At 68.9% G+C, this 24040-nt stretch carries 21 protein-coding genes and 1 tRNA gene; 8 read left to right on the top strand and 14 right to left on the bottom strand.

Annotated elements, in window-relative coordinates; all coding sequences use genetic code 11:
• Window positions 1–101: 101 nt before the first annotated feature.
• From AB4Z01_RS23940 to AB4Z01_RS23915, 6 genes are read right to left on the bottom strand one after another with little or no spacing between them, the layout of a single operon-like run.
• Window positions 102–860, bottom strand: coding sequence for an MBL fold metallo-hydrolase (locus AB4Z01_RS23940; RefSeq protein WP_441698260.1), 759 nt, complete (start codon window positions 858–860; stop codon window positions 102–104).
• A 3-nt stretch (window positions 861–863) separates the two neighbouring features.
• Entirely contained in the window at window positions 864–1658 is a 795-nt protein-coding gene (locus tag AB4Z01_RS23935; protein ID WP_441698258.1) for a TatD family hydrolase, read from the bottom strand.
• Window positions 1658–3211, bottom strand: a complete 1554-nt coding sequence (gene metG, locus AB4Z01_RS23930) for a methionine--tRNA ligase (protein WP_441698256.1) — start codon at window positions 3209–3211, stop codon at window positions 1658–1660. The genes AB4Z01_RS23935 and metG overlap by 1 nt, the downstream gene beginning before the upstream one ends.
• A 29-nt stretch (window positions 3212–3240) precedes the next feature.
• A complete protein-coding gene (locus AB4Z01_RS23925) occupies window positions 3241–4317 on the bottom strand; it encodes a DNA polymerase III subunit delta' (protein ID WP_441698255.1) in 1077 nt (358 codons plus the stop codon).
• Window positions 4314–4952 (bottom strand): dTMP kinase, encoded by a 639-nt coding sequence (gene tmk, locus AB4Z01_RS23920; RefSeq protein ID WP_441698253.1) that lies wholly within the window; start codon window positions 4950–4952, stop codon window positions 4314–4316. Before tmk ends, AB4Z01_RS23925 begins: the two co-directional genes overlap by 4 nt.
• 46 nt (window positions 4953–4998) lie before the next feature.
• On the bottom strand, window positions 4999–5709 hold the full coding sequence (locus AB4Z01_RS23915; RefSeq protein ID WP_441698251.1) for a septal ring lytic transglycosylase RlpA family protein: 711 nt from the start codon (window positions 5707–5709) through the stop codon (window positions 4999–5001).
• 551 nt (window positions 5710–6260) lie between these two features.
• Here AB4Z01_RS23915 and AB4Z01_RS23910 point away from each other — a divergent pair.
• Window positions 6261–6350 (top strand) — tRNA-Ser (locus AB4Z01_RS23910).
• A 26-nt stretch (window positions 6351–6376) separates the two neighbouring features.
• On the opposite strand, the gene AB4Z01_RS23905 is transcribed toward AB4Z01_RS23910, so the two are convergent.
• Complete coding sequence (locus AB4Z01_RS23905; protein WP_441698249.1) at window positions 6377–6778, bottom strand: hypothetical protein; 402 nt, start codon at window positions 6776–6778, stop codon at window positions 6377–6379.
• Between the two features lie 314 nt (window positions 6779–7092).
• On the opposite strand from AB4Z01_RS23905, the gene AB4Z01_RS23900 reads away from it, so the two are divergent.
• Entirely contained in the window at window positions 7093–8514 is a 1422-nt protein-coding gene (locus AB4Z01_RS23900; protein WP_441698247.1) for a diguanylate cyclase domain-containing protein, read from the top strand.
• 72 nt (window positions 8515–8586) lie between these two features.
• On the opposite strand, the gene AB4Z01_RS23895 is transcribed toward AB4Z01_RS23900, so the two are convergent.
• From AB4Z01_RS23895 to AB4Z01_RS23880, 4 genes are all read right to left on the bottom strand, one after another.
• The gene (locus AB4Z01_RS23895; protein WP_441698245.1) at window positions 8587–9405 is read right to left on the bottom strand and encodes an isocitrate lyase/PEP mutase family protein; all 819 of its coding nucleotides are present in this window, start codon (window positions 9403–9405) and stop codon (window positions 8587–8589) included.
• 27 nt (window positions 9406–9432) lie between these two features.
• Window positions 9433–9966: a methylated-DNA--[protein]-cysteine S-methyltransferase gene (locus tag AB4Z01_RS23890; protein ID WP_441698243.1), complete on the bottom strand. Its 534-nt coding sequence runs from the start codon at window positions 9964–9966 to the stop codon at window positions 9433–9435.
• Complete coding sequence (locus AB4Z01_RS23885) at window positions 9959–11464, bottom strand: DNA-3-methyladenine glycosylase 2 family protein (protein ID WP_441698241.1); 1506 nt, start codon at window positions 11462–11464, stop codon at window positions 9959–9961. The genes AB4Z01_RS23890 and AB4Z01_RS23885 overlap by 8 nt, the downstream gene beginning before the upstream one ends.
• A 67-nt stretch (window positions 11465–11531) precedes the next feature.
• Window positions 11532–12458 carry a LysR substrate-binding domain-containing protein gene (locus AB4Z01_RS23880; RefSeq protein ID WP_441698239.1) on the bottom strand — a complete coding sequence of 309 codons (927 nt, stop codon included), beginning with the start codon at window positions 12456–12458 and terminating at the stop codon, window positions 11532–11534.
• A gap of 95 nt (window positions 12459–12553) precedes the next feature.
• Between AB4Z01_RS23880 and AB4Z01_RS23875 the strand changes: the two genes are divergently transcribed.
• The 3 genes from AB4Z01_RS23875 to AB4Z01_RS23865 are packed head-to-tail and all read left to right on the top strand — an operon-like array spanning window position 12554 to window position 17242.
• A complete protein-coding gene (locus AB4Z01_RS23875) occupies window positions 12554–14593 on the top strand; it encodes an oxidoreductase (RefSeq protein WP_441698237.1) in 2040 nt (679 codons plus the stop codon).
• Window positions 14593–15546 (top strand): ornithine cyclodeaminase family protein, encoded by a 954-nt coding sequence (locus AB4Z01_RS23870; RefSeq protein WP_441698236.1) that lies wholly within the window; start codon window positions 14593–14595, stop codon window positions 15544–15546. Before AB4Z01_RS23875 ends, AB4Z01_RS23870 begins: the two co-directional genes overlap by 1 nt.
• A 22-nt stretch (window positions 15547–15568) precedes the next feature.
• Complete coding sequence (locus AB4Z01_RS23865) at window positions 15569–17242, top strand: ABC transporter substrate-binding protein (RefSeq protein WP_441698234.1); 1674 nt, start codon at window positions 15569–15571, stop codon at window positions 17240–17242.
• A gap of 213 nt (window positions 17243–17455) precedes the next feature.
• On the opposite strand, the gene AB4Z01_RS23860 is transcribed toward AB4Z01_RS23865, so the two are convergent.
• Window positions 17456–18247 (bottom strand): AraC family transcriptional regulator, encoded by a 792-nt coding sequence (locus AB4Z01_RS23860; RefSeq protein WP_441698232.1) that lies wholly within the window; start codon window positions 18245–18247, stop codon window positions 17456–17458.
• Window positions 18248–18318: 71 nt separating this feature from the next.
• Between AB4Z01_RS23860 and AB4Z01_RS23855 the strand changes: the two genes are divergently transcribed.
• Window positions 18319–19233, top strand: a complete 915-nt coding sequence (locus tag AB4Z01_RS23855) for a DMT family transporter (RefSeq protein ID WP_441698231.1) — start codon at window positions 18319–18321, stop codon at window positions 19231–19233.
• Between the two features lie 36 nt (window positions 19234–19269).
• On the opposite strand, the gene AB4Z01_RS23850 is transcribed toward AB4Z01_RS23855, so the two are convergent.
• Window positions 19270–20130, bottom strand: a complete 861-nt coding sequence (locus tag AB4Z01_RS23850) for a hypothetical protein (RefSeq protein WP_441698229.1) — start codon at window positions 20128–20130, stop codon at window positions 19270–19272.
• 137 nt (window positions 20131–20267) lie between these two features.
• Between AB4Z01_RS23850 and mazG the strand changes: the two genes are divergently transcribed.
• Window positions 20268–21101, top strand: a complete 834-nt coding sequence (mazG, locus tag AB4Z01_RS23845) for a nucleoside triphosphate pyrophosphohydrolase (RefSeq protein WP_441698227.1) — start codon at window positions 20268–20270, stop codon at window positions 21099–21101.
• A gap of 2 nt (window positions 21102–21103) precedes the next feature.
• The gene (locus AB4Z01_RS23840; protein WP_441698225.1) at window positions 21104–21595 is read left to right on the top strand and encodes a hypothetical protein; all 492 of its coding nucleotides are present in this window, start codon (window positions 21104–21106) and stop codon (window positions 21593–21595) included.
• 117 nt (window positions 21596–21712) lie between these two features.
• Here AB4Z01_RS23840 and AB4Z01_RS23835 read toward each other — a convergent pair whose 3' ends face one another.
• Entirely contained in the window at window positions 21713–23953 is a 2241-nt protein-coding gene (locus tag AB4Z01_RS23835; RefSeq protein ID WP_441698223.1) for a beta strand repeat-containing protein, read from the bottom strand.
• Window positions 23954–24040: the final 87 nt, after the last annotated feature.

Below are 24040 nucleotides of genomic sequence, written 5' to 3'. Positions count from 1 at the left end.
CCGCGCCGCCGCGAACCAGGCCGCCAATCCGGCGCCGCAGCCGCGCCGGCCGCCGCGCCGCTGAACCGGTACCGGGGCGGCGCCGGACCGCCGCCCCGAACTCAGACCTCGATCACCAACCCATCATGGGCCGGCCGGACATGGCCCGGCAGCTGCCGGCACAGCCAATCGTAGTCCATCTGGTGATTCATGTGGGTCAGCCAGGCCTGCTTGGGCTTGAGCCGCTCGATCCACTCCACTGTCAGCGCCAGATGGGCGTGCGAGACATGCGGCTCCGGCCGCGTCGCATCCACCATCCAGATCTCCACCCCTTCCAGCGCCGCCCAGGCGCGGTCGTCGAGGCGGACGACATCGGTCGAATAGGCGAAGCGGCCGAAGCGATAGCCCATCGACACGACGCGGCCATGGTCCTGCTCGAACGGCACGATGTCGATGTCGCCGACCCGGAACGGCCCGTCCAGCAGATGCGGCACCAGGAAGGGATGGTAGAAGCCGCGGTCCATCTCGACCGAGGTCATGATGTAGCCGAAGCGCTCCTCCAACTCCTGCCGCACCGCTGTGTCCATATAGGCATTGATCGGCTGCTTGAAGGCCAGCGGCCGCAGGTCATCGATACCGTGGATATGGTCGGCATGGACATGGGTGTAGAGCAGCGCGTCGACCCGCTTGACGTCGTTGTCGAGCAGCTGGTCGCGCAGGTCCGGCGAGGTGTCGATCAGGATCGTCGTGCTGTCGCTCTGCACCAGGATCGACGGGCGCCGCCGGCGGTTGCGCGGATTGGCCGGGTCGCAGGTGCCCCAGACGCCGCCGACCATGGGCACGCCCATCGAACCGCCACAGCCGAGCACCGTCACACGCATCGCTCAGGCCTCTTGCTTCGGGATCTTCGTGAACAGACTGAAGAAGTTGTCGCTCGTCCTTTGAGCGAAATCTGAATCCGACAGCCCGTGCAGCTCGGCCACGCGCTGGGCGGTGTGCGCGACGAAGGCCGGCTCGTTGCGCTTGCCGCGCTTCGGCACTGGCGCCAGGTAAGGCGCGTCGGTCTCGACCAGGATGCGGTCGAGCGGCAGGTCCTTCGCCGTGGCGCGGATGTCCTCGGACCGATTGAAGGTGACGATCCCGGACAGGGAAATGTGAAGTCCGAGTTTCATTGATTCTTCAGCCAGTTGCCGCGTTCCGCTGAAGCAATGGATGATGCCGCGCAGCGGTGGGCGGTCGCCACCCTGCCCTTCCTCCCCCAGGATCCGAAGCGTGTCGGCCTCGGCCTCGCGGGTGTGCACGATCACCGGCAGGTCGGCGATCCGTGCCGCCCGGATATGGCGGCGGAAGCTCTCCTGCTGCGCCTCGATCGGGCTAAGGCCATAGTGATAGTCGAGGCCGGTCTCGCCGATGCCAACCATCTTCGGATGCGCGACGAGGGCGAGGATGCCCTCGACCGTCAGATCGGTGAAATCCTTGGCCTCGTGTGGGTGCACCCCTGCCGCCCCGTAGAGCATCGGGAAGCGCTCGACCAACGCGATCGTGGCCGCCAGCCGGTCCGGCCGGGTGCAGATGGTCAGCATGCAGCCGACCCCGGCCGACCGGGCACGGCCGACCACGTCATCGATCTCCGCCGCAAAGTCCGGGAAGTCCAGATGGCAGTGGCTGTCGACGAGCATTACGGCGTGGCCTCCGGCTCGACATAGCGTGGGAAAACGCCCCGCGGCGCCGGCAGCGCCGTGCCGGGCACCAGCGCGTGGTCGTCGCCGACCCGATCGAAGCCGCGGGCGTCGGCGGCCACGGCCAACTGGTCGAGCATTTTCGCCATCGACTGCGGCATCACCGGCTGCATCAGGATCGACAGGCGCCRCACCGTCTCGGCCAGCACCCACAGCACCGTCGCCATCCGCGCCGGATCGGTCTTACGCAGGGTCCAAGGCGCCTGCTCGTCGACATAGCGGTTGGCCTCGCCGACCACCGCCCAGACGGCGTCGAGGCCGCGGTGGAAGGCCTGGACGTCGAACTCACGGCGCAGCGTCTCCAGCAGCGCCGGGACCTGGGCCGACAGCGCGCGGTCCTCATCGGTCAGAGTGCCGGGCTGCGGCACCTGGCCGTTGCAGTTCTTGCCGATCATCGACAGCACGCGCTGCGCCAGGTTGCCGAAACCGTTGGCGAGCTCGCCATTGGTGCGCTGGATCATGCCGCGCCGGGAGAAGTCACCATCCTGGCCGAAGGAGACCTCGCGCAGCAGGAAATAGCGCACCGGGTCCAGGCCGTAGGTCTCGATCAGTTCCAGCGGGTCGATCACGTTGCCGAGCGACTTCGAGATCTTCTGGCCTTCGTTGGTCCACCAGCCATGGGCGAAGACCCGCTTCGTCACCGGCAACCCGGCCGACATCAGGAAGGCCGGCCAGTACAGGGCGTGGAAGCGCAGGATGTCCTTGCCGACCATGTGCAGGTCGGCCGGCCACCAGCGCTCGAAGCTCTCGGACCCGGTGTCGGGATAGCCGACGGCGGTTAGGTAGTTGGTCAGCGCGTCGACCCACACATACATGATGTGCGCCTCGTCGCCCGGCACCTCGATGCCCCAGTTGAAGGTAGTGCGGCTGATCGAGAGGTCGCGCAGGCCCGACTTGACGAAGGCGATCACCTCGTTGCGGCGGGACTCCGGCGCGATGAAGTCCGGATTGGCCTCGTAGAAGGCCAGCAGGCGGTCGCCCCAGGCGGACAGGCGAAAGAAATAGCTCGGTTCCTCCACCCATTCGCATTCGGCGCCGGTCGGGGCGATGCGCTTGCCGTCGACGACGGTCAGCTCGTCCTCGCCGTAGAACGCCTCGTCGCGCACCGAGTACCAGCCGGCATAGCCGCCGAGATAAATGTCGCCATTGGCCTTCATCGCCTCCCAGATCGCCTGCGACGCCTTGATGTGGCGGGGCTCGGTGGTGCGGATGAAGTCGTCGTTGCTGAAGTTCATCGCCGCGGCCAGGTCGCGGAAGTTCTGGCTGACCCGATCGGTGAAGGCCTGCGGGTCCACCCCGGCCGCCTCAGCCGCCTTCTGCACCTTCTGGCCGTGCTCGTCGGTGCCGGTCAGGAAATGGACGTCATAGCCGTCCAGCCGCTTGAACCGGGCCAGCACGTCGCAGGCCAGCGTGGTGTAGGCGTGGCCGATATGCGGCTTGTCGTTGACGTAGTAGATCGGGGTGGTGATGTAGAATGTCTTCGGCGCCGGCATCGCGGCCTCTTTCCGTGCTACGGCGGCGGTCAGCCGTTGCAGGCGCGCTCGATGCCGATGAACGCCTGCAGGAGAACCTGCTTCCGATCGAGGTTGGACCCGTCCGCCTGAGCGAACAGGCGGCGGGTGTTGTCCCACAGCTCCACCCAGCGATCAAGGCCGCCGGCCCGCCCCAGGGCCCCGACCACGCGCTGCATCACCGCACCCTCCCCCGCCACGATCTCGGCCGGGGCGGTGCCGCGGGCGGCGGCGCGGGCCAGCCGCTCCATCCACCAGATCAGGAGCCCGGTGAACAGGCGCCAGCTGGACTCCGCCGCGACCAGCCCGATCCGGTCTCCCATCTTGTGCACGGCGCGGAAATCGACCCGCGGGAAGTCGTCGAGCAGGCCCAGCATGTCGCGGTACAGGCCGAGCCCACCCTCCTCGATCAACGCCGCCGCCCGGCCGATGCTGCCCTCGGCCAGCCGGACCAGCGACGCCCGTTCCCCGGGGTCGAGATCGGGCGCGTGCTCGGCCAGCAGCCGGTCGACCGTCGCGTCCGGCAGCGGCTCCAGCGCCAAATGGCGGCAGCGCGACCGGATGGTCGGCAGCAGCGCGCCGGGATTGCCGCAGCTCAGCAGCAGGATCGCGTGGGCCGGCGGCTCCTCCAGGATCTTCAAGAGGGCGTTGGCGCCGTTGCGGTTCATCGCCTCGGCCTCGTCGACGATGACGACGCGCCAATTGCCCTCGGCCGCGGTCAGGCGCAGGAACGGCTCGATCCGCCGGATCTGCTCGACCGGGATCTCGCGGCTGCGGCGCTTCTTCTCCTCCTCGCCGCCACCATTGCGCTCGATGGTCAGCAGGTCGGCATGGCCGGACGCGGCGGCGCGGCGGAAGGTCGGATGATCGGCCGGGATATCGAGACTCTGGGCGCCGCGCGGGCCGCCGGCCAGCAGGAAGCGGGCGACCCGGTAGGCGAAGGTGGCCTTGCCGATGCCAGGCGGGCCGGTGATCAGCCAGGCATGCGGCAGCCGGCCGGCATGCAGCGCCTCGAGGAACGCCGCCTCCGCCGCCTCATGGCCGAGCAGCCGCGGGTTGGCGCGGGGTGCGGGAAACTCTGCACTCACGGCGCCGGCCCGAACTTCGCGTCGACCGCCGCGCGGATCGCAGCCGCGACCTCGTCGACCGTGCCGCCGGCGTCGATCACGACGCAGCGCTCCGGCTCGGCCGCGGCGACGGCCAGGAAGCCCTCGCGCAGGCGCTGGTGCAGGGCCTCGCCCATCCGCTCATAGCGGTCCTCGCCGCCGCGGCGGGCGCCGGCGCGGGCCAGGCCGGTCTCGACCGGCACATCGAGGATCAGGGTCAGATCGGGCTTCAGGCCGTCGGTGGCGATCCGGAACAGGGTGTCGAGGGCGGCGCGGTCCACGCCCATACCCCAGCCTTGATAGACCATCGAGCTGTCGGCGTAGCGGTCGGACACCACCCAGGCGCCGCGCTCCAGCGCCGGGCGCACGGTGACCCGCAGATGGTCGCGCCGAGCGGCGAAATGCAGCAGTGCCTCCGTCACCGGGTCCCAGCGGTCGGTGTCGCCCTTGACCAGCAGGTTGCGGATCGCCTCCGCCCCCGGCGACCCGCCGGGCTCGCGCGTGCTCACGACCTCGACGCCGCGCCGGGCGAGATCGGCGGCAAGGCGCCTGACCTGGGTGCTCTTGCCCGAGCCCTCACCGCCTTCAAGCGTGATGAACTGTCCGCGCGTGCCCAAGCGATCCGTCCTCGGTTGCGGCCTCGTCGCACCGCGAACCGAAGGGTCACTCGGCGACGATGCGTGCTCCGGAATAGCCCGCGCTGGCGATCTGCTTCAAGGCGCTCGATGCGGCCTTGGGGTCGATGAAGGGTCCGATGCGCAACTCGACCGCGCCGGACGCGGCGGCGGTCGAGACCGGACCGAAGCGGCGCAGGGCGTCGGACAGCGAGGCGACCTGCTGCGGCCGGGTGGCCTTGGCGGCGGCGACGAACAGGCCGGCCGGGTTCGGCTTCGCCTCGTCCCCGGCATTGCCGACGATCTCGGGCAGCCGGTCGGGCACCGCCGGCGCCGGCGGCACGGGGATGTAGCGCGTGTCGACGAGGTCGTCGTCCTTGCCGGCCGAGGCGACCTGGCTCTTCCGCGCCTGGTCGCGCTGCTGCTGCAGCGCCTGGAAGCGGTCCGCCTCCTCCAGCACCTGGATCTTGACCCGGGCCGAGCCGTTGCCGCGGAAGCCCAGCAGCTCCGCGCCGCGGGCGGACATGTCGATGATCTTCGACCGCACGAACGGGCCGCGGTCGTTGATCTTCACGATCAGCGTCCGGCCGTTGTCGAGGTTGGTGACCTTGACGAGGCTGGGCAGCGGCAGGCTGCGATGCGCGGCGGTGACAAGGCCGCTGTCGAAGCGCTCACCGCTAGCCGTCTTACGGCCGTGGAAGCCGGGGCCATACCAGGTGGCGGTGCCGACTTGCACCGAATCGCGGTCGGTCCGCGCCACGTAGCGCACACCGTTGATGGCGACGACACCCGGATCAGCGGGGCGAGCGAGAACGGGCCGTTCGGCGATGCTCCCCTTCCCCGGCTGGGAGGGAGCGCATCCGGTGGCAAGCAGCGCCACGCCGATGGCTGCAACGACGGCGAGTCCCAGGGAACGATCCGACTTCGTGCGGCTAGATCTCACGCAAAAAGAACGGCGTCCGGACCGGGGCAGGATCGGTTCGGCAGTCATGTCAAACCGTATGTCACAACATCCGGTCAATGGTCCAGCATATTCGTCCCGTCTCGCTCCGGCATATCTGAGCATGTGCTGGGCGGCCGATCCACGGCGCCGGTCGGCGCCTAGTATTTCTGTGAATTTCTGCCTGCGCTCATAGGTTGTATTGGCGTGCAGACCGGTTTGACAGCACGGCCCGTAACCGCTTCGGTTCGCAGCGAAAACCGACAACTCACGATTTCAATCGTCGGATGTTGCCGGCACGGTCTCGGCGGTGCTGACGATACGAAGCGGTTTGAAACCGGCGGGGCAAATCCGTATGGTGCGGCCGGTCCGGATGGGTGGCCGAGCGGTTTAAGGCACCGGTCTTGAAAACCGGCGTGGCGGCAACGTCACCGTGGGTTCGAATCCCACCCCATCCGCCAGCCTTGCGTTACGGACGAGCGGCGCGTCACCAGTAGGGTGGCCACGCTCCCCAGGGTCCGACGCTCCAGTTCAGCGCGGCATTGTCGTTCAGTTGCGCTGCCATCTGCTGCTCATCGGCGATCTTCTTGTCGAACACCAGTTTCTGATAGCGGCCATAGGCGGCTTGGTCGCCGACATAGAGGCAGCCACAGATCGTCGGGTCGGCATAGACATAGGTCACGACGCCGCTGCGAACGCTGGAGACGAATTTGTGGGGTGGCAGTCCCTTCAGCGAGGCGATACGGTCCGGCGTGTCTGCAGGCCGCAGGCTGAAGCCGGCGGCAGCCAGCATGTCCTCCCGCCGGCCGATGACATCGGCCGAACTGGCACAGGCGCCGAGCAGCAACGCCGTGCCGGCGAGCGCGGCGAAAGCCGAGACTCTGGACATCCCCCTTCTCCTCTTCTCCTGGCGGTGCGGCGCTCCGGCACGCTACCGGCCCATGCGCACTCTCAAAGATCTGGACATATGATGCCCTACTGCACCACGGAAATTTCGCCCAGCCAGTGGCGGGGTCTCTGTCCAGGAAGCATTCAGACCGGCGTATCTCGTCGTCATGCCGAAACCGGATTTTCGGCTTATCGGGCGCGTGGACAAACTGGCCTTGCATATTGGTCGGCAAGACCACGATCATTGCCTTCTAGATCCTCCTTCTGACCTGACCCATGCCCCAAAACACAGATTCACCCGTCGACGACGTGGATATGTTCGAACTCGCCCCGGTATCCCTGTGGCTGGAGGACTACAGCGAGCTCCGCCTTCTGTTCGAGAGCTGGCGCGGTGACGGGGTCTTGGATCTGCGCTCCCATCTCACGCAGCATCCCGAACTGACCAAGGCCTGCTCGAACTGCATCCGCTTGATCAAGGTCAACAGGCGGACACTGACCCTCCTCGGGGCCAAGGATTTCGAGCATCTGCGAGACAATCTTGACCTCATCTTTCAGGCCGACATGCTTGCGACGCATGTCGATGAACTCGACCAGCTGTGGAATGGTGAGCGCGAGTTCTCCAGCCACACCGTCAACTACACCCTCTCCGGCCAGCGCCTGGACGTTCAGCTGAGAGGCATTCTGTTGCCGGGCCATGAGGAGCAATGGGACCGGGTACTGGTCGCGATCGAGGACGTCACCGGGCGGGAGACTGCACGTCGCGCACTCGCCGCAAGCGAGAACTTCGCTCAGGGCCTGTTTCAGCACTCCCCGATCTCGCTGTGGGTGGAGGATTTCAGCCGGATCAAGCTGTTGCTCGACGGACTGAGGGACCGGGGCATCAGCGATCTGCGGGTGTTCATCGACGTTCATCCCGATTTCGTCGAACGCTGCCTCAGTGAAATCAGGGTAATCGATGTCAACGAGCATACGCTCAAACTGTTCGCCTCCCCGGACAAGAGGACCCTGCTCCGGCGGGTCGGCGAGGTTTTCCGGGCTGACATGCTGCCGCACTTCCGAGGCCAGCTCGTGGATCTCTGGGAAGGCAAGCTGTTCCAGCAGCGCGAGGTCGTAAACTATGCGCTCGACGGCACCCAGCTTCATGTCCATCTACAGTTCTCGGTGCTGCCGGGACATGAGAACGACTGGTCTCTCGTCCAGCTCGCCCTCACCGACATCACGGCCCGCAAGAAGGCCGAGGAATATCTCGAATATCTGGGGCAGCACGATGAGCTGACCAAGCTGTTCAACCGATCCTTCTATGCGGACGAGCTCAATCGTCTGGAGCGCAAAGGCCCGTTCCCGGTGACGATCATCGTCGCCGACGTCAACGGCCTCAAGGCGACGAATGACGAGCTCGGTCATCTCGCCGGCGACGGGCTTCTCCGCCGGTCGGGCGAGGTGCTGGGCAAGCTGATCGATAAGCCGGCCCATGCCGCCAGGATCGGAGGCGACGAGTTCGCGATCCTCCTGCCCGGGACCGAGGAGAAGGAGGGCGAGGCCCTCGTCGATAAACTCAATCAACTGGTGGACATCAATAACCAGTTCTATCCGGGCCCGCCCCTCAGTTTCTCGATCGGGATCGCGAGCAGCCAGCCCGGAGAGCGGCTGGAATCCGTGGTCCGTCGCGCCGACATGCTGATGTATGAAGCGAAGCGCGCCTTCTATGCCGCGCAACCGAGTTCGCCTGCCGGTTGACCGTAGCCGGGACAGCTTGGCGGCGCGGCCGGGCGGCAGCGCCGGAGCCTGATCGCCAAGGCTGTCGTGCCGCTACCGCTCCGTCATCAGCGCGTTGATCTCCGGATAGGGCATGGCGCCCGAGACCAGCGGGCCGGAGACGCCATCCTGCAGGAACGACCGGGCTAGCTCCGCGGTCCGGGCGAGGACCGTCTGGCTGATGCCGGAGCCGGCGCTGAGGCGGCGGACGCCGAGGGCGGCAAGCTCCGTCGCGCCGGGCAGCCCCGGCCGGGACATCACGTTCAGCGGCAGCGGCGCCGCGGTGGCGATCGCCTCGATCTCGTCCGGCCTCGTTACGCCGGGCACGAAGATGCCGTCGGCGCCGGCGTCGCGGTAGCGCCCGGCCCGGGACAGCACCTCCGCCACCTTACCGCCCTCCGGCGCCAGGCCGCGCAGATAGACGTCGGTGCGGGCGTTGATGAACACGTCCTGGCCGCTGCGGGCGGCGGCGCGCTTGATCGCCGCGATCTTAGCGCAGAGCAGGTCGGGCGTTCCCGCCCCGTCCTCGATGTTGATGCCGGCGGCGCCGGCGCCGATCAGCCGGGCGATCGACTCGCCCACGGCGGCCGGGTCGTCGCTGTAGCCGCCCTCGGAATCGACGGTCAGCGGCACCTTGACGATGCGGGTGATGCCGGCGGTGGTGGCGGCCAGCAGGTCGAACGGCAGCACGTCGCCGTCCGGATAGCCATGCGCCCAGGCGACGCCGGCGCTAGTGGTGGCGATGGCCTTGGCGCCGAGGCTCTCGATCAGCCGGGCGCTGCCGGCGTCCCAGGCATTGGCGAGCAGCAGGATGCCGTCCTGGTGCAGGCGGCGGAACTGCTGCAGGGCATCGGCCTGACGGGTGGCGGTCATGAGCGGTTCTCTCCCAGGATTTTGGTTTCAGATGGCCAGGGACAATTGCCGGCTGCCGGCGCCTTCATGGTCCAGCAGCCAGCGCTTGCGGTCGAGGCCGCCGCCGAAGCCGACCAGCGAGCCGTCGGCGCCGATCACGCGGTGGCAGGGCACCACGATCGGGATCGGGTTGGAATTGTTGGCCAGGCCGACGGCGCGCATGGCGCCGGGCTGGCCGATCCGCCGCGCGATCTCGCCATAGGACACGGTGGTGCCGCAGGCGATGCCGCGCAGCGCCGCCCACACCGAACGCTGGAACGGGGTGCCGACGGCCTCGGCCGGCAGCGTGTCGATCGCGGCGAGGTCGCCGGCGAAATACGCCTCCAGCGCCGCGGTCAGGCCGGCGGGGTCGCGCTGCGGCGCCAGGGTAAAATCGTCGCCGCCGAGGCTGCGGGCCAGCCGGTCGCGCAACCCCTCCTCCTCGGCCCAGTCGATGGCTCGCAGCCGGCCGGCGGAATCGACGACGATCAGCAACTCGCCGAGCGGGCTCGGCAGGCGGTCGAAGACCAGCGCCTCAGCCATGCTTCGCCCTCGTCACCGGCACGGCATCGGCGGCCCAGAGATGCTGTGCGGCATAGGCGCGCCAGGGCCGCCAGGGCTCGGCCCGTACCAACAGATCAGCCGGGGTCGGCCGCACGCCGTCGCCGTCGGCGGCGCCGCGCAGCAGGCCGATGTCGCTGGCCGGGAAGGCGTCGGGCTCGCGCAGGGCGCGCAGGGCGATGTACTGCGCCGTCCAGTCGCCGATGCCGCGGATCCGGCGCAGCCGGGCGATCGCCTCCTCCACCGTGCCGAAGGGCCGGAACAGATGCGGGTCGGCGATGGCGGCCTCGGCCAGCGCGGTCAGCGTCGCCCGGCGTGACCCGGGCATGCCGAGCGTGCCGAGATCGGCCGCGGCCACCCGCTGCGGCGACGGGAAGGCACGGGACAGGGCCGGGTTCAGCCGTGCCGCCGCCGGCACCTCGGCGCCGCAGATCCCCACCAGCCGGCCGGCCAGCTGCCGCGCCGCGACCACGGTGACCTGCTGGCCCAGCACGGCGCGCACCGCCAGCTCGAACCCGTCCCAGCCRCCGGGGGCGCGCAGGCCCGGCCGCTGCGCCACCAGCGGCGCCAGGAACGGGTCCTGCGACAGATGGGCGCCGATCGCCTCGATATCGGCACCGACATCGAAGACGCGGCGGACCCGGGCCAGGATGCCCGGCAGGCGCTGGACCGAGGGGAAGCGCACCAGCACCGCCAAGTTGTCGCGCGCCGGCTCGTGCCGGATCTCGACGGTGCCGATCTCCTCGCCCTCGGCGACGCTGCGCCGGTAGACCTCGCCCACCACCTGCTCCACGCCGTCGATGGCGCGGGCCCGCAGATAGGCCAGCATCGCCGGCCAGTCATAGGGCGGGCGGTAGCGCAGCCGCAGCGTCACCCCGCCGGCGGCGACCGAATCGACCGGCAGCCCGGCCCAGGCCCGCCGGCGCAGCGCGCTGGGCGGGCGGCGGAACAGGTCGTGGAAGGTCTCGTTGAAGCGGCGGATGCTTCCGAAGCCGGCGGCCAGCGCCACCTCGGCCATCGGCATCCGCGTCTCCTGGATCAGCTGCTTGGCGAACAGCACGCGCCGGGTCTGGGCCACGGCGACCGGCGTGGCGCCGAGATGCTGCTTGAACAGCCGCCGCAGCTGGCGGCCGCCGACGCCGAGCCGCTCGGCCAGCGCCTCTACCCCGGCCTCGCCGCCGTCCAGCGCGCCGTCGGCGATCAGCGCCAGGCCGCGCGACACGGTGTTGGAGGTACCGCGCCATGAGGCGAGGTCCGGCGCCGTCTCCGGCCGGCAGCGCAGGCAGGGCCGGAATCCGGCCTCCTGCGCCGCGGCGGCGGAGGCGTAAAACTGGCAGTTCTCGAACTTCGCCGTGCGGGCCGGGCAGACCGGGCGGCAGTAGATGCCGGTGGAGGTCACGCCGACGAAGATGCGCCCGTCGAACCGCGGGTCGCGGGTCACGAGGGCGCGGTAGCAGGCTTCGGGATCGAGCGATTCCATGCCTCGACGATCTCACGTCCGGCACGATCGCGCTCGCGGTTTTCGGACATGGTCGGCGGGGCCGGACTTACCAGCCCTTCATCGCCGCGGCCTGGGCGGCCAGCCAGTCGCAGAACAGCGACAGCGGCTTGCGCAGCGTCGCGCCGCGGACGGTGACGATGTAGAAGTGCCGGCCGGTCGCGACGTGCCGGGGGAAGGCGTCGGCCAGGCGGCCGGTCCGGATCAGGTCGTCGATGATCGGGCGCCAGCCCAGCGTCACCCCTTGCCCGTCCATCGCCGCCTGCAGCGCCACCGTATGGTCGGTGACCCGCAGCGACCGCGCCGGCCCGGGCGCCGGCAGGCCGAGCGCGGCGAACCATTCGCCCCAGGTGGCCCGGCGGCGCAGCGGATCCTCGTAATGGATCAGCTGGCAGCGGTGCAGGTCGGCGGCGTCGCGCAACGGGCCGTGCTCAGCCAGATAGGCCGGGCTGGCCACGGCGTGCACATGCTCCTCCCACAACGGGATCGTGTCGTGGTCGGGCCATTTGCCGTCGCCGAGCCGGATCACGACATCGATGCCGTCCTCGCCCGGGTCGGCGTCGCGGTCGATGGTCTGGATGCGCAGGGGCACCACCGGAAAGGCGGCGCGGAAGACGGCGAAGCGCGGCAGCAGCCAATGGGCGGCCATCGAGGTCGAGACTCCGATCACGATCTCACGCTGCGCCGCCGCCATGGACCGCCCGGTGATGTCGTCGACCGCCTGGGCAATGGCGGACAGGCTGGTGGCGACTGCGGCGTAGAGCCGTTCGCCCTCCRGCGACAGCTCCAGCCGGCGGTGATGGCGGATGAACAGGTCGAGCCCGAGCGAGGCCTCGAGCTGGCGGATGCCGTGGCTGACCGCTGATTGCGTGATCGCCAGATCCTCCGCCGCCCTGGAGAAGCTGAGCCGCCGCGCCGACGCCTCGAACACCGCCAGGGCGTTGAGCGAGGGCAGGCTGCCGCGGAGGGTTTGCATCGACTGGGCTCATGCCGGCGTGAAGGAAATTCGGTTTACCATCGGCCGGCCGGTCGAAAGAGTGAAACCGTCACAACGATCCGCCACCGGACGACATGTCGAACGCCGATCCCCTGCTGCAGCCCTACACACTGCGCCATCTGACCCTGCGCAACCGCTTCATGTCGACTGCGCATGAGCCGGCCTACACCGAGGACGGCCTGCCGAAGGAGCGGTACCGCCTGTACCATTCCGAGAAGGCCAGGGGCGGCATCGCCCTGACGATGATCGGCGGCTCCTCGGTCGTGGCGCCGGACAGCCCGCAGGCCTTCGGCAACATCCTGCTGTACAAGGACGAGGTGGTGCGCTGGCTGAAGGAGCTGGCGGACGACGTGCACTCGCACGGCGCCGCCGTGATGATCCAGGTCACCCATCTCGGCCGCCGCACCAGCTGGTCGAAGGAGGACTGGCTGCCGGTCGTCGCCCCCTCCCCGGTGCGCGAGCCGGCGCACCGCGCCTTCCCCAAGGCGATGGAGGATTGGGATATCGAGCGCATCGTCACCGCCTATGCCGACGGCGCCGAGCGGGTCCAGGCCGGCGGGCTCGACGGGCTGGAGCTCGAATGCTACGGCCATCTGATCGACCAGTTCTGGTCGCCAGCCACCAACCAGCGCGATGACGAATACGGCGGCGACCTGGACAACCGGCTGCGCTTCGCCTTCGAGGTGCTGCGCGCCATCCGCGACCGGGTCGGGCCGGATTTCATCGTCGGCACCCGCATGGTCTGCGACGAGGATTGGCAGCGCGGCCTGTCCAAGGCCGAGGGGCTGGAGATCGCGCGCCGGCTCGTCGCCTCCGGCCTGATCGACTTCGTCAACGTCATCAAAGGCCATATCGACACCGACGAGGCGCTGTCGCATGTGATCCCCGGCATGGGCGCCCGCTCCGCCCCCCATCTCGACTTCGCCGGCGAGGTGCGGGCGGCGACGAAGGTGCCGACCTTCCATGCCGCGCGGATCCAGGACGTCGCCACCGCCCGCCACGCGATCGAGAGCGGCAAGCTCGACATGGTCGGGATGACCCGGCCGCACATGGCCGACCCGCACATCGCCCGCAAGGTGATCGAGGGGCGCGAGGCCGAGATCCGGCCCTGCGTCGGCATGGGCTACTGCATCGACAGCATCTATGGCGGCCAGGCGGCCTGCATCCACAACGCCGCCACCGGGCGCGAGGCAACGATGCCGCATGTCGTGCCCCGCACGACCGGGCCGCGGCGCGAGGTGGTGGTGGTCGGCGCCGGCCCTGCCGGGCTGGAGGCGGCGCGGGTGGCCGGCGAGCGCGGCMATGCCGTCACCCTGTTCGAGGCCGCGGACCAGCCGGGCGGCCAGATCCGCATCACCGCGGGCCTGCAGCGCCGGCGCGAGATTATGGGCATCGTCGACTGGCGCATGGCCGAATGCGAGCGCCACGGCGTGGCGATGCGGTTCAACACCTATGCCGAGGCCAGCGACGTGCTGGCCGAGGCGCCCGATGTCGTGGTGGTGGCGACCGGCGGCCTGCCGAACACCAGCTTCCTCGATGCCGGCGAGGATCTGGTGACCACCAGCTGGGACATCCTGTCCGGCGCCGTCAAGCCGGCCGAGACCGTGCTGCTGTACGACGACAACGGCGCCCATCCCGGCCTGACCGCGGCCGAGTTCATCGCCCAGGCCGGCAGCCGGCTGGAGCTGGTGACGCCGGAGCGGATGCTGGCCCCGGATGTCGGCGGCACCAGCTACCCGGCCTATTTCCGCGCCTTCTCCGAGCACGGCGTGCAGGTCACGATCAACCTGCGGCTGGAGAGCGTGCGCCGCGACGGCAACCGGCTGGTCGCCAGCTTCCTCGACGAATACGGCCATCGCCGGGTCGAGAAGCAGGCCGACCAGGTGGTGGTCGAGCACGGCACCCTGCCGCTGGACGAGCTGTATTTCGCGCTGAAGCCGCTGTCGTCCAATCTCGGCGCGGTGGATTACGAGGCGATGATCGCCGCCCGGCCGCAGGCGGTGCGGCGCAATCCGGAGGGCCGCTTCGTGCTGTGGCGGATCGGCGACGCCGTCTCCTCGCGCAACATCCACGCCGCGGTGTACGACGCGCTGCGGCTGCTGAAGGACGTCTGATGGCCACGATCCTCGCCATCGATGCCGACGCGCTTGCAGTCGACCCGCTGTGGCTGGTCGGGCGGCTACGCGAGGGGCACCGGCAGGGGATCGGCGTGGTCGAGCGCCTATTGCTGGAGGAGCCGGGCGCCCCCAACGGCTTGCTGACCTGGACGGCCTGGCAGCCAGGTGCCGCGCTGGGAGCCAAGCTGGCCGCGGTGTTCCCGGGCAATGAGGGGCGCGGCGCCGGGCCGAACATCCGGTCGGTCGTCGTGCTGTTCGACGGCCGGGACGGAAGGCCGCAGGCGGTGATCACCGGCGAGAGCTTCACCCGCGCCAAGACCGCGGCCGATTCCGCCCTCGGCGCCGACCTGCTGGCCCGGCCGGACGCGGCGACGCTGGCGGTGCTCGGCGCCGGCGCGCAGGCCGAGATGCAGATCCGATACATGCTGGCAGTGCGGCCATCGATCCGCCGCGTGGCGATCTGGAACCGCACGGCGGACAAGGCCAGGGCGCTGGCGGCCGCCCTCTCCGTCCCCGGCGTCGAGATCGGCGCGGTCGAGGATGCCGAGGCGGCGGTGCGCGCGGCCGACATCGTCTCCTGCGTCACCGCCTCTCGCACACCGGTGCTGCGCGGCGCCTGGCTGAAGCCGGGGGCGCATGTCGACCTGGTCGGGTCCTTCACCCCGGAGATGCGCGAGGCCGATGGCGAGGCGATGCGCCGGGCCCGGCTGTTCGTCGACACCCGGCGCTTCGCGGTCGGCCATTGCGGCGAGTTCACCCGGGCAATCGCCGCCGGCGCGATCACGGCGGCGGACGTCGTGGCCGAGCTGGCGGAGCTCTGCGCCGCCGCCGTCGGCCGCCGCTCGGCCGAGGAGATCACGCTGTTCAAGAATGCCGGCGGCGGCCATCTCGACCTGATGGTCGCGCGCGCCTTCCACGACCTGGCCGTCGGCCGGGCCCAACAAAGCTGAACCAACAAACAGGGAGCTGACCATGAGCAACGACGAGACCCCGGGCCGCCTGCATCCGGCCATTCCGCCGATGGCCGAGCAGCTGAAGGCCGGCCGGATCGGACGGCGCGACTTCATCCGCACCGCCGCCCTGCTGGGCATGGCGGCGCCGGCCGCCTATGCCATGGCCGGGCGGATCACCGGCGAGGCCATGATCCCGCAGGCTCTGGCGCAGGACACGCCGCGCAAGGGCGGGATCCTGCGTATCGGCATGCCGGTGATGGATTGCGCCGACCCCGCGATCTACGACTGGTCGGAGAAGGGCAATATCGGGCGGCTGATCGTCGAGCCGCTGGTGTCGATCGGCACCGACGACGTCTCCCGGCCCTGGCTGGCCGAGAAATGGGAGGCGAATGACGATGTCAGCGAGTGGACCTTCCATCTCCGCAAGAACGTCAAATGGAACAACGGCGACGATTTCAACGCCGACGACGTGATCAAGACCTTCGAGCGCTGGCTCGACAGCAAGACCGGCTCCTCCAACCAGGGCCGGTTCAGCGGCCTGACGGTGAAGGAGGGCGATACCGTCAAGATCGCGCCGAACGCGCTGGAGCGGGTCGACGACCACACCGTGCGCTTCCATCTGCAGAGCCCGATGCTGCAGTTCCCGGAGAGCCTCGGTGACTATCCGGCGCTGATCACCCATCGCGACTTCGCCAAATCCGGCGCCAACCTGATGAAGACCCCGGTCGGCACCGGCCCGTTCCGGCTGAAGGACGTGGCGGTCGGGTCGCGCGCGGTGTTCGAGAAGCGGCCGGCGGCGGAATACTGGGGCGAGGAGGTTTATCTCGACGGCGTCGAATACATCGACCTCGGCAGCGACCCGGCCGCCTGGCTGGCGGCGCTGGGCTCCGGCCAGGTCGACCTGGTGAGCCAGGTGCCGGTCAACCTGCTGCCTGCGGTGCAGGGCGTGCCGGGGCTGAAGCAGTACGAGAAGCTGACGGCGGAGACCGGCGTCGCCCGCTTCCGCCTCAGCGAGCCGCCCTTCGACAAGAAGGCGGTGCGCCAGGCGATCCAGGCCTGCGTCGACCATAAGCGCCTGACCGAACTGGCCTATCAGGGCTTCGGCACGCCGGGTGAGGATTTCCACGTCTCGCCGATCCATCCGGAATACACCGCCCTGCCGCTGCCGGCGCCGGACATCGACAAGGCCAAGAAGCTGCTCGCCGAGGCCGGCTATCCGAACGGACTGTCGATCGAGATCAACTGCCAGGACGCGCTGAAGCACGAGATCGACACCGCCCAGGTGCTGTCGGAGATGGTCAAGCCGGCCGGCATCGACCTCAAGGTCAACGTCCTGCCCGGCGCCACCTTCTGGGACCGCTGGACCAAATGGCCGTTCTCGGTGACCCAATGGCTGACCCGGCCGCTGGCGGTGCAGGTGCTGGCGCTGGGCTATCGCAGCGGCGTCGCCTGGAACGAGACCGGCTATGCCAATCCGGAGTTCGACAAGATCCTCGACCAGGCCCAGGCGACGCTCGACATCGAGAAGCGCAAGGTGCTGGTGCACCGGCTGGCAGAGATCATGCAGGAGGACGCGATCGCCATCATCCCGTTCTGGCTGAAGATCTTCACCGCCAGCACCGACAAGGTGCAGGGCTTCGAATACCACTTCGCCCGCGAGATGCACCTGAACAGGGTGTGGCTGGCGACTTGACCTGACAATTATCCCATACCGTCATTGCGACCCCGGCCTTGAGCCGGGGGAAGCAATCCAGGGCCGCTCGCACCGGCCTCTGGATTGCTTCGTCGCTCCGCTCCTCGCAATGACGGCGAGGGATGGGCATTGTGAACAGGTCCTGTCAGGCGGGAGAGGCAACGCGTGCGCCTTCGGCCATTGGCATCAGCCCTGCCGATGGCTTCGCGGCCTTCACGCCGCCTCGCGGTCGCGGCGCAGCCCGTCCTTGCGCATCTGCTCCGGCGTCGTGCCGGTCAGGCGGTGGAACATGGCGATGAAGGCCGAGGCGTTGCCGTAGCCGAGCCAGCGCGCCACCGCGCCGACCGACGCCCCCTCCTCCAGCCGCGACAGCGCCGCGACCAGCTTCATCCGCTGGCGCCACTCGGCGAAGGACATGCCGAGGTCGCGCTGGCAGTGGCGCGACAGCGTGCGCTCGGTGGTGCCGGTGATCCGCGCCCATTCGGCCAGCGACCGGCGGTCGCCCGGCTCGCGCTGCAGCGCCTCCAGCACGATGCGCAGGGCCGGGTCGTCGGACAGCGGCAGGTAGGAGGAGTGGCGCGGCGCCAGCCGGATCTGGTCGACCAGAACCTGCGCCAGCCGGAGGTCGGCGTCGCTTTTCGGCACCTTCACGCCGCGGGCGTCGACATCGGCCAGGATCGCCTTGATCAGCGGGCTGAGCGCCAGGGTGCAAGGCTCGGCCGGCAGGTCGGCGCAGAGCTCGCGCACGACATAGACCGAGACGTAACGCACCGCGTCGCGGTTGTGGCAGGCATGCACCACGTCGGGCGGGGTCCAGATCGCGTAATGCGGCGGCGACAGGTAGCGCACCCCGCCGACCGTCGCCACCATCAGGCCGCGGACGGCGTAGTTCAGCTTGCCCCAAGGCAGGCATGCTTCCGGCCATATCATGCCGGCCGGATAATCCTCGGTGCGGAAGGACAGCGGATCGGGCGGTTCGCCGCGCAGCGCGGGCATGTGATCCATGTCCTGTCCTCCCGATCGTCTGTCTGATCATCGTTATATATCTCGAACCGGCCAGGCGCTAGGGTCGCGTCATGTCCGCATCGAACACTCCCTTGCGCTGGTTCGCCCTGCCGATCGTCACCGTCACGATCTGGTCCGGCAACGTGGTCGTCACCAAGCTGGCGGCCACCGAAGTCTACCCGAGCGTCATCGCCTTCGAGCGCTGGGCCCTGGCGCTGCTGCTGCTGACGCCGTTCCTGATCCGCCCGGTGTGGCGGCTGCGGCGGCAGATCCTACCGCATCTGCCAAAGCTGGCGGTGCTCGGGCTGCTCGGCATGGCGGCCTATCAGGGGCTCGCCTATTTCGCGGCGGAGACCACCTCGGCCACCAAGATGGGCTTCGTGGTCTCGCTGGTGCCGCTGCTGACCATGGCACTGTCGAGCCTGCTGCTGGGGGAGGCGCCGACCCTGGGCATGGTGGGCGGCGGGGCATTGTCGCTGTTCGGCATGGCGCTGCTGCTGGGCCAGGGCGATCCGCTGGCGCCGTTCAACGGCGGCCTGGTGCCGGGCGACGGCATGATGCTGATCGCCTGCGTCGCCTATTCCGGCTATGGCGTGCTGCTGCGGCGCTGGCCGATGCCGCTGCCGGCCTGGCCGTCGCTGTACCTGCAGATCGCCTTCGCCGCGCTGTTCCTGCTGCCCGGCTGGCTGCTGGCGCCGGCGGCGCCGCACAGCATGACAGCGATCGGGATGATCCTCTATGCCGGGATCCCGACCTCGATCCTGGCGCCGTATCTGTGGATGCAGGCGATCCGCCTGCTCGGCCCCAGCCGCACCAGCCTGTTCATCAACCTGTCCCCGGTGATGACGGCGGCGATCGCGGTGGCGGTGCTGGGCGAAAGCCTGCACCCGTACCATCTGGCCGGCGGCGCCCTGGTGCTGCTGGGCGTCGTCCTGGCCCAGCGCTTCGGCCGGCGGCGCGCTGCGGTGCCGGCCGCCGCAGAGTGAAGCGGCGCCACCCGCAGCGGGCGGCGCCGTCTTCGCCTACTTCCAGCCGTGCTCGGTGCCGAACTTGCGCAACGCCTTCTCGTGCTCGCGGCGCAGCTGGGTCAGCTTGCGGGTCAGGTCGCGGCCGAGGATCTTGCCGTAATCCTGGCCGGTCTTGGACTTGTCCCAGTCATTCTCGACGAAGCGGGCGTCGACTCGGCCGGATCGGCTGACCGATACCGGCGTGCCGGTGAAGCTCTGCGCCGCCTTGCTCAGCTCGGCGACGAAGGTGGCGTCGTCCAGGCCGCTATAGGCCTTGCCCTCGGAATCGCCGATGTTGAGGAAGAACAGGTCGCGGCCGAAAGCAGTGTAGCCGCCGCCGAGCCCCTTGTTCACCGACGCCGCATGCTGAAAGAAGGCCTGCGCCTCGTCCCCGCTTGGGGCGTGGTCCTTGAAGGTGACCACGGCATAGGCGGTGTTGCCCTGCCCTTCCGGCGTGAAGTCGGTGACCAGCACGCTCCATTGGCGGAAGGTGTAGCCGACCGCGGCGGCGAACAGGTCGGATGTCTTCGCGTCAGTCTCGAAGGCCGATTGCAGCGAGGCGTTGGTCTCGAGCTGATAGCCCCCCGGCGTCACCTCGGTCTGCACCTGGTCGGCCGGAACGTTGAGCAGCGCGAGGATTTTCGGCAGCTCGGCATCCCTCACCTGCTCGGTGAAGGCGGCACGGTCGGCATAGGTGGCCTTCTTGCCGTCGAGGCCGAGCGGCTTGAAGGTCAGCGCCTCGTAGGAGAACAGCTGGGTCGGGCCGACCGGCGCTTCCGGTGCCGGCGCCGGCTTCGGGCCGCAGGCCGCGAGCGCGACGGTGGTGGCCAGGCTGGTCGCGAGCGCGACGGTTCTGAGAGATCGCAGGAATGTCATGATTGTCCCCTCCGGACCGGAGCGAAGCGCCCCGGCCGGATATAGGAATGCGGAGATGCCTGCTTGGCAAGGCGAGAGCGCGATTTACCGGCGCCGCCCTGATGCGATACCAGAGGGGATCCGCCCGGAGACCGAAGATGACCGACCGTCCCGACGCTCCCCCCGATGCCGCCGAGGCCACGCGCCACCTGATCGAGGTGATGGCGCGGCTGCGCCATCCCGAGACCGGCTGCCCCTGGGATGTGGAGCAGAGCTTCCGCACCATCGCGCCCTATACGATCGAGGAGGCCTATGAGGTGGCCGACGCGATCGAGCGCGACGCCATGGACGAGCTCAAGGACGAGCTGGGCGACCTGCTGTTCCAGGTCGCCTTCCATTCGCGCATGGCGGAAGAGCGCGGCGCCTTCGACTTCGCCGATGTGGCCGCCGGGATTGTCGACAAGATGATCCGCCGCCACCCGCATGTGTTCGGCGACGCGCCGGTCGATGCCGACGGCATGCCGGCGCAGTGGGAGCGGCAGAAGGCGCAGGAGCGCGCTGCCAAGGCCGAGGCCGAAGGCCGGCCGGCCGGGGTGCTGGACGGCATCGCCGGCGGCCTGCCCAGCCTGACTCGGGCGCTGAAGCTGCAGAAGCGGGCGGCGCGGGTCGGCTTCGACTGGACCGACCCAGCCGACATCCTCGCCAAGATCGAGGAGGAGGTCGGCGAGATCCGGGCGGAGATCGACGGCAGGGCGCCGAAGGAGCGGATCGAGGACGAGATCGGCGACCTGCTGTTCTGCGCCGTCAACCTGGCCCGGCGCTATGAGGTCGACCCCGATTCCGCGCTGCGCCGCACCAATGCCAAGTTCGAGCGCCGCTTTCGCCATCTGGAAGCGGCGCTGCGGGCCGAGGGCCGCGATCCCGCCGGGGCCAGCCTGGACGAGATGGAGGCGCTGTGGGTCGCCGCCAAGCAGGCCGAGACGGCGACGTAAGAATGGCGATGCTGTCAGGCAGGATCCGCCTCCCCGCCGTCACCGCGATGCTGGCCGCATTCCTGGCTTGCGCCGCGGCCTTTGCCCAGACACCTGCGGAGCTGCTGATCGGCCGATGGGAATTGGTCTCCCAGCGCCGGGTCGTCGATGGAAAGGGCAATCCGGATCAGCCCGTCTCGGACCAGAATCGCTCGACCATCGACTTCAGCACCGATGGGACGTGGCGGATCTCCGCCAGTTCGCACAAGGGATCGCGCGGCACCTATCGATGGCTGGGCCCTGGTCGAATCGAGTCGACAACCATCAAGGCTCCGATCCCAGCCGGCAATGGCGCCAGGCGGACCTTGTCCGTTGAGGTCGATGACCGGCAACTCACGCTGACGGTGACGCTCTCGGCTGAGGAGCTGAAGAAGTCCGGCGGGCAGGCCAAGCCCGATGTGACCTATCCGCAGGAGCTGGTGGTCGTCTCAAGGTTTCGACGGCTGCCGGGCTGATCGCCGAACACCGGGTCGGCGAGCCTGACCCGAACTGTTCGGCGGAATCACGCTGCCGGCGCCTTTCGCGCCGTAGCCCAGGGCGGCCGGGATGGGAGCCGGGTCAAGCCGGCCCTGTCAGAGCACGAAGTCGCCGGCGACGAGGGTCAGGTTGCCGGTGAGGGTGATGTGGAAGTCCGAGGTGCCGTTGCCGTTGACGTCGCCGGCGATGGTGGTGACGCCGGGGCTGGTCACGGCGTAGCGGAGCTGCCCCGCCACGCCGGTGAAGAGGCCGGTGCCGATGAAGGTGAAGGCCGCGTTGCCGATTCCCGCGCCATTCGCGTCGATCGCCGACAGGTCGATCCGGTCGCCCTGGGCGTGGCTGAAATCGGTGATCCGGTCGGCATTGGCCCCGACCGCGCTGTCGCTGATCGCCTTATAGATGAAGCTATCCGCGCCGGCGCCGCCGGTGAGCGTGTCACGGCCGGCCAGGCCGCCCAGCGCATTGGCGGCGCTGCTGCCGGYCAGGGTGTCGTTGAAGCTGGAGCCGTTGACGTTCTCGATCGAGGCCAGGACATCGCCCTGGGCGAAGCCGCCGGAGGCAGTGCCGGCCGCCAGATTCGCCCGCACCGCGGCGTTGCTGTTGTAATAGGACGTGAAGTCGATGCCAGCGCCGCCRTCGAGCCTGTCGGCCCCGGACCCGCCATAGAGCTTGTCGTCGCCGCCCCAGCCGCTCAGGACGTTGGCGCCGCTGCCGCCGGTCAGGGTGTCGCCGCCGATATTCGAGCCGGTGAGATTCTCGATGCCGCTCAGGGTGTCGCCCTGGGCGTCGCCACCCTTGCCGCTGGCGAGATTGACCGTCACCCCCGCGACGCTGTCGTAATAGGTCACGGTGTCCACTCCGTCACCGCCGAAGAGCTTGTCGGCGCCGGCCCCGCCGCGGAGCAGATCGTTGCCGCCCCCGCCCTGCAGGGTCTCGTAGTAGCGCCAGGTGCCGGTCAGGGTGTCGTTGAAGGCGGACCCGATGACAATCTCGATCTCCGTCAGCAGGTCGCCCTGGGCGTCGCCGCCCGTGCCGGTACCGGAGTCGCCGTACGGGCCGGCGCCGGCGGCGAGATTGATCGTGACCCCCGACGCACTGTCGGAATAGGTCGCAGTGTCCTGGTCCAGGTAACCGCCATCGAGAACGTCGGCGCCGGCGCCACCATGGAGCACGTCGTCGCCTTTGTAGCCGCGCAGGATATTGGCGCCGCTGTCTCCGGTCAGCTTGTCGCCGCCGATATTGGAGCCGAGGACATTTTCGATGCTGATCAGAGTGTCGGTCAGGGTGTCGCCGCCCGCACCAATCCCGAGGGTGAGATCGACCGTCACCCCCGCGGCATCGTTGATATAGTTCGCCGTGTCCACCCCGTCCCCGCCATCGAGGGTGTCGTTGCCGGTCCCGCCTTCGAGCGAGTCGCTCCCGGCCCCGCCGCGCAGCACATCGGCGCCGGCCAGGCCGATCAGGGTATTGCCGTTGCCGTCGCCGGTCAGGGTGTCACCGCCGGCATTCGAGCCGGTGATATTCTCTATCCCGACCAGCGTGTCGCCCTGGGCATCGCCGCCTGTGCCGCTGCCAGTGGTGAGATTKACCGTCACCACCGACGCGCTGGCGTAATAGCTTGCGGTGTCATACCCGTCACCGCCGTTGAGCGTGTCGGCACCGGCCCCGCCGCGGAGCAGGTCGTTGCCGCCCTCGCCCCGCAGGACATTGGCGACGCTGTTTCCAGTCAGCTCGTCGTTGCCGGTACCAGAGCCGATCAGATTCTCGATGCCGATCAAGGTATCGGCATAGTACTCATCCGTTTTCCCTGTAGCGAGATCGACCTTTATCCACGACCAGTCGTAATAGGTCGCGGTATCCATCCCATCACCGCCATCAAGGATGTCACGGCCGCTGAGCCCGGGGTTAAGCACATCATCGCCGCCGCCGCCCCGAAGGACATTGTCGCCGTAATTGCCGGTCAGGGTATCGCCGCCGATATCCGAGCCTGTGACATTCAGAAAGAAGATCAGGGTGTCGCCTTCGGCGTCGCCGTTCGCGCCTGTGCCAGCCAGAAGATCGACCGTCACTCCCGACGCGCTGTCGTAATAGGTTGCGACGTCCTTTGAGTAGTCGCCAGTGAGCGTGTCGGCGCCGGCCCCGCCGTGCAGCAGATCAGCCCCTTGCGGGTCGGAGAAGCTGCCGCCGTTCAGCACATCGTCGCCGTCGCCACCATTCAGCACATCGTCTCCAGCCAGCCCGGAGAGGGTATCGCCGCCGCCGAATCCGTTGATCGTGTCGTTGTCCGACGTGCCGTCGATAACGTTCGGATTGTCGTCGCCGTTGAAAATCGCCACGTGCCTCTCCCCGATAAGACGTCAAAATATTGAGACAAATATCTAGGTTCAGGGCAGCCTGCCGCCCCCGCTCGGTCTATTGTCCTA

This window comes from Inquilinus sp. YAF38 (assembly GCF_052113205.1).
In the GTDB taxonomy this organism is placed as follows: Bacteria; Pseudomonadota; Alphaproteobacteria; order DSM-16000; family Inquilinaceae; genus Inquilinus.
Note: the sequence above shows the minus strand (reverse complement) of the source record. Positions and strands in the feature narration are given on the sequence as shown.

Excerpts from the sequence above, each read along its gene's own strand:
- AB4Z01_RS23895 (WP_441698245.1), bottom strand. The coding sequence starts at position 9,405 with ATGACCGCCACCCGTCAGGCCGATGCCCTGCAGCAGTTCCGCCGCCTG.
- AB4Z01_RS23855 (WP_441698231.1), top strand. The coding sequence starts at position 18,319 with ATGTCCGCATCGAACACTCCCTTGCGCTGGTTCGCCCTGCCGATCGTC.
- AB4Z01_RS23850 (WP_441698229.1), bottom strand. The coding sequence starts at position 20,130 with ATGACATTCCTGCGATCTCTCAGAACCGTCGCGCTCGCGACCAGCCTG.
- AB4Z01_RS23860 (WP_441698232.1), bottom strand. The coding sequence starts at position 18,247 with ATGGATCACATGCCCGCGCTGCGCGGCGAACCGCCCGATCCGCTGTCC.
- AB4Z01_RS23840 (WP_441698225.1), top strand. The coding sequence starts at position 21,104 with ATGGCGATGCTGTCAGGCAGGATCCGCCTCCCCGCCGTCACCGCGATG.
- mazG (WP_441698227.1), top strand. The coding sequence starts at position 20,268 with ATGACCGACCGTCCCGACGCTCCCCCCGATGCCGCCGAGGCCACGCGC.
- AB4Z01_RS23870 (WP_441698236.1), top strand. The coding sequence starts at position 14,593 with ATGGCCACGATCCTCGCCATCGATGCCGACGCGCTTGCAGTCGACCCG.
- AB4Z01_RS23865 (WP_441698234.1), top strand. The coding sequence starts at position 15,569 with ATGAGCAACGACGAGACCCCGGGCCGCCTGCATCCGGCCATTCCGCCG.
- AB4Z01_RS23940 (WP_441698260.1), bottom strand. The coding sequence starts at position 860 with ATGCGTGTGACGGTGCTCGGCTGTGGCGGTTCGATGGGCGTGCCCATG.
- AB4Z01_RS23935 (WP_441698258.1), bottom strand. The coding sequence starts at position 1,658 with ATGCTCGTCGACAGCCACTGCCATCTGGACTTCCCGGACTTTGCGGCG.
- AB4Z01_RS23900 (WP_441698247.1), top strand. The coding sequence starts at position 7,093 with ATGTTCGAACTCGCCCCGGTATCCCTGTGGCTGGAGGACTACAGCGAG.
- AB4Z01_RS23890 (WP_441698243.1), bottom strand. The coding sequence starts at position 9,966 with ATGGCTGAGGCGCTGGTCTTCGACCGCCTGCCGAGCCCGCTCGGCGAG.
- AB4Z01_RS23905 (WP_441698249.1), bottom strand. The coding sequence starts at position 6,778 with ATGTCCAGAGTCTCGGCTTTCGCCGCGCTCGCCGGCACGGCGTTGCTG.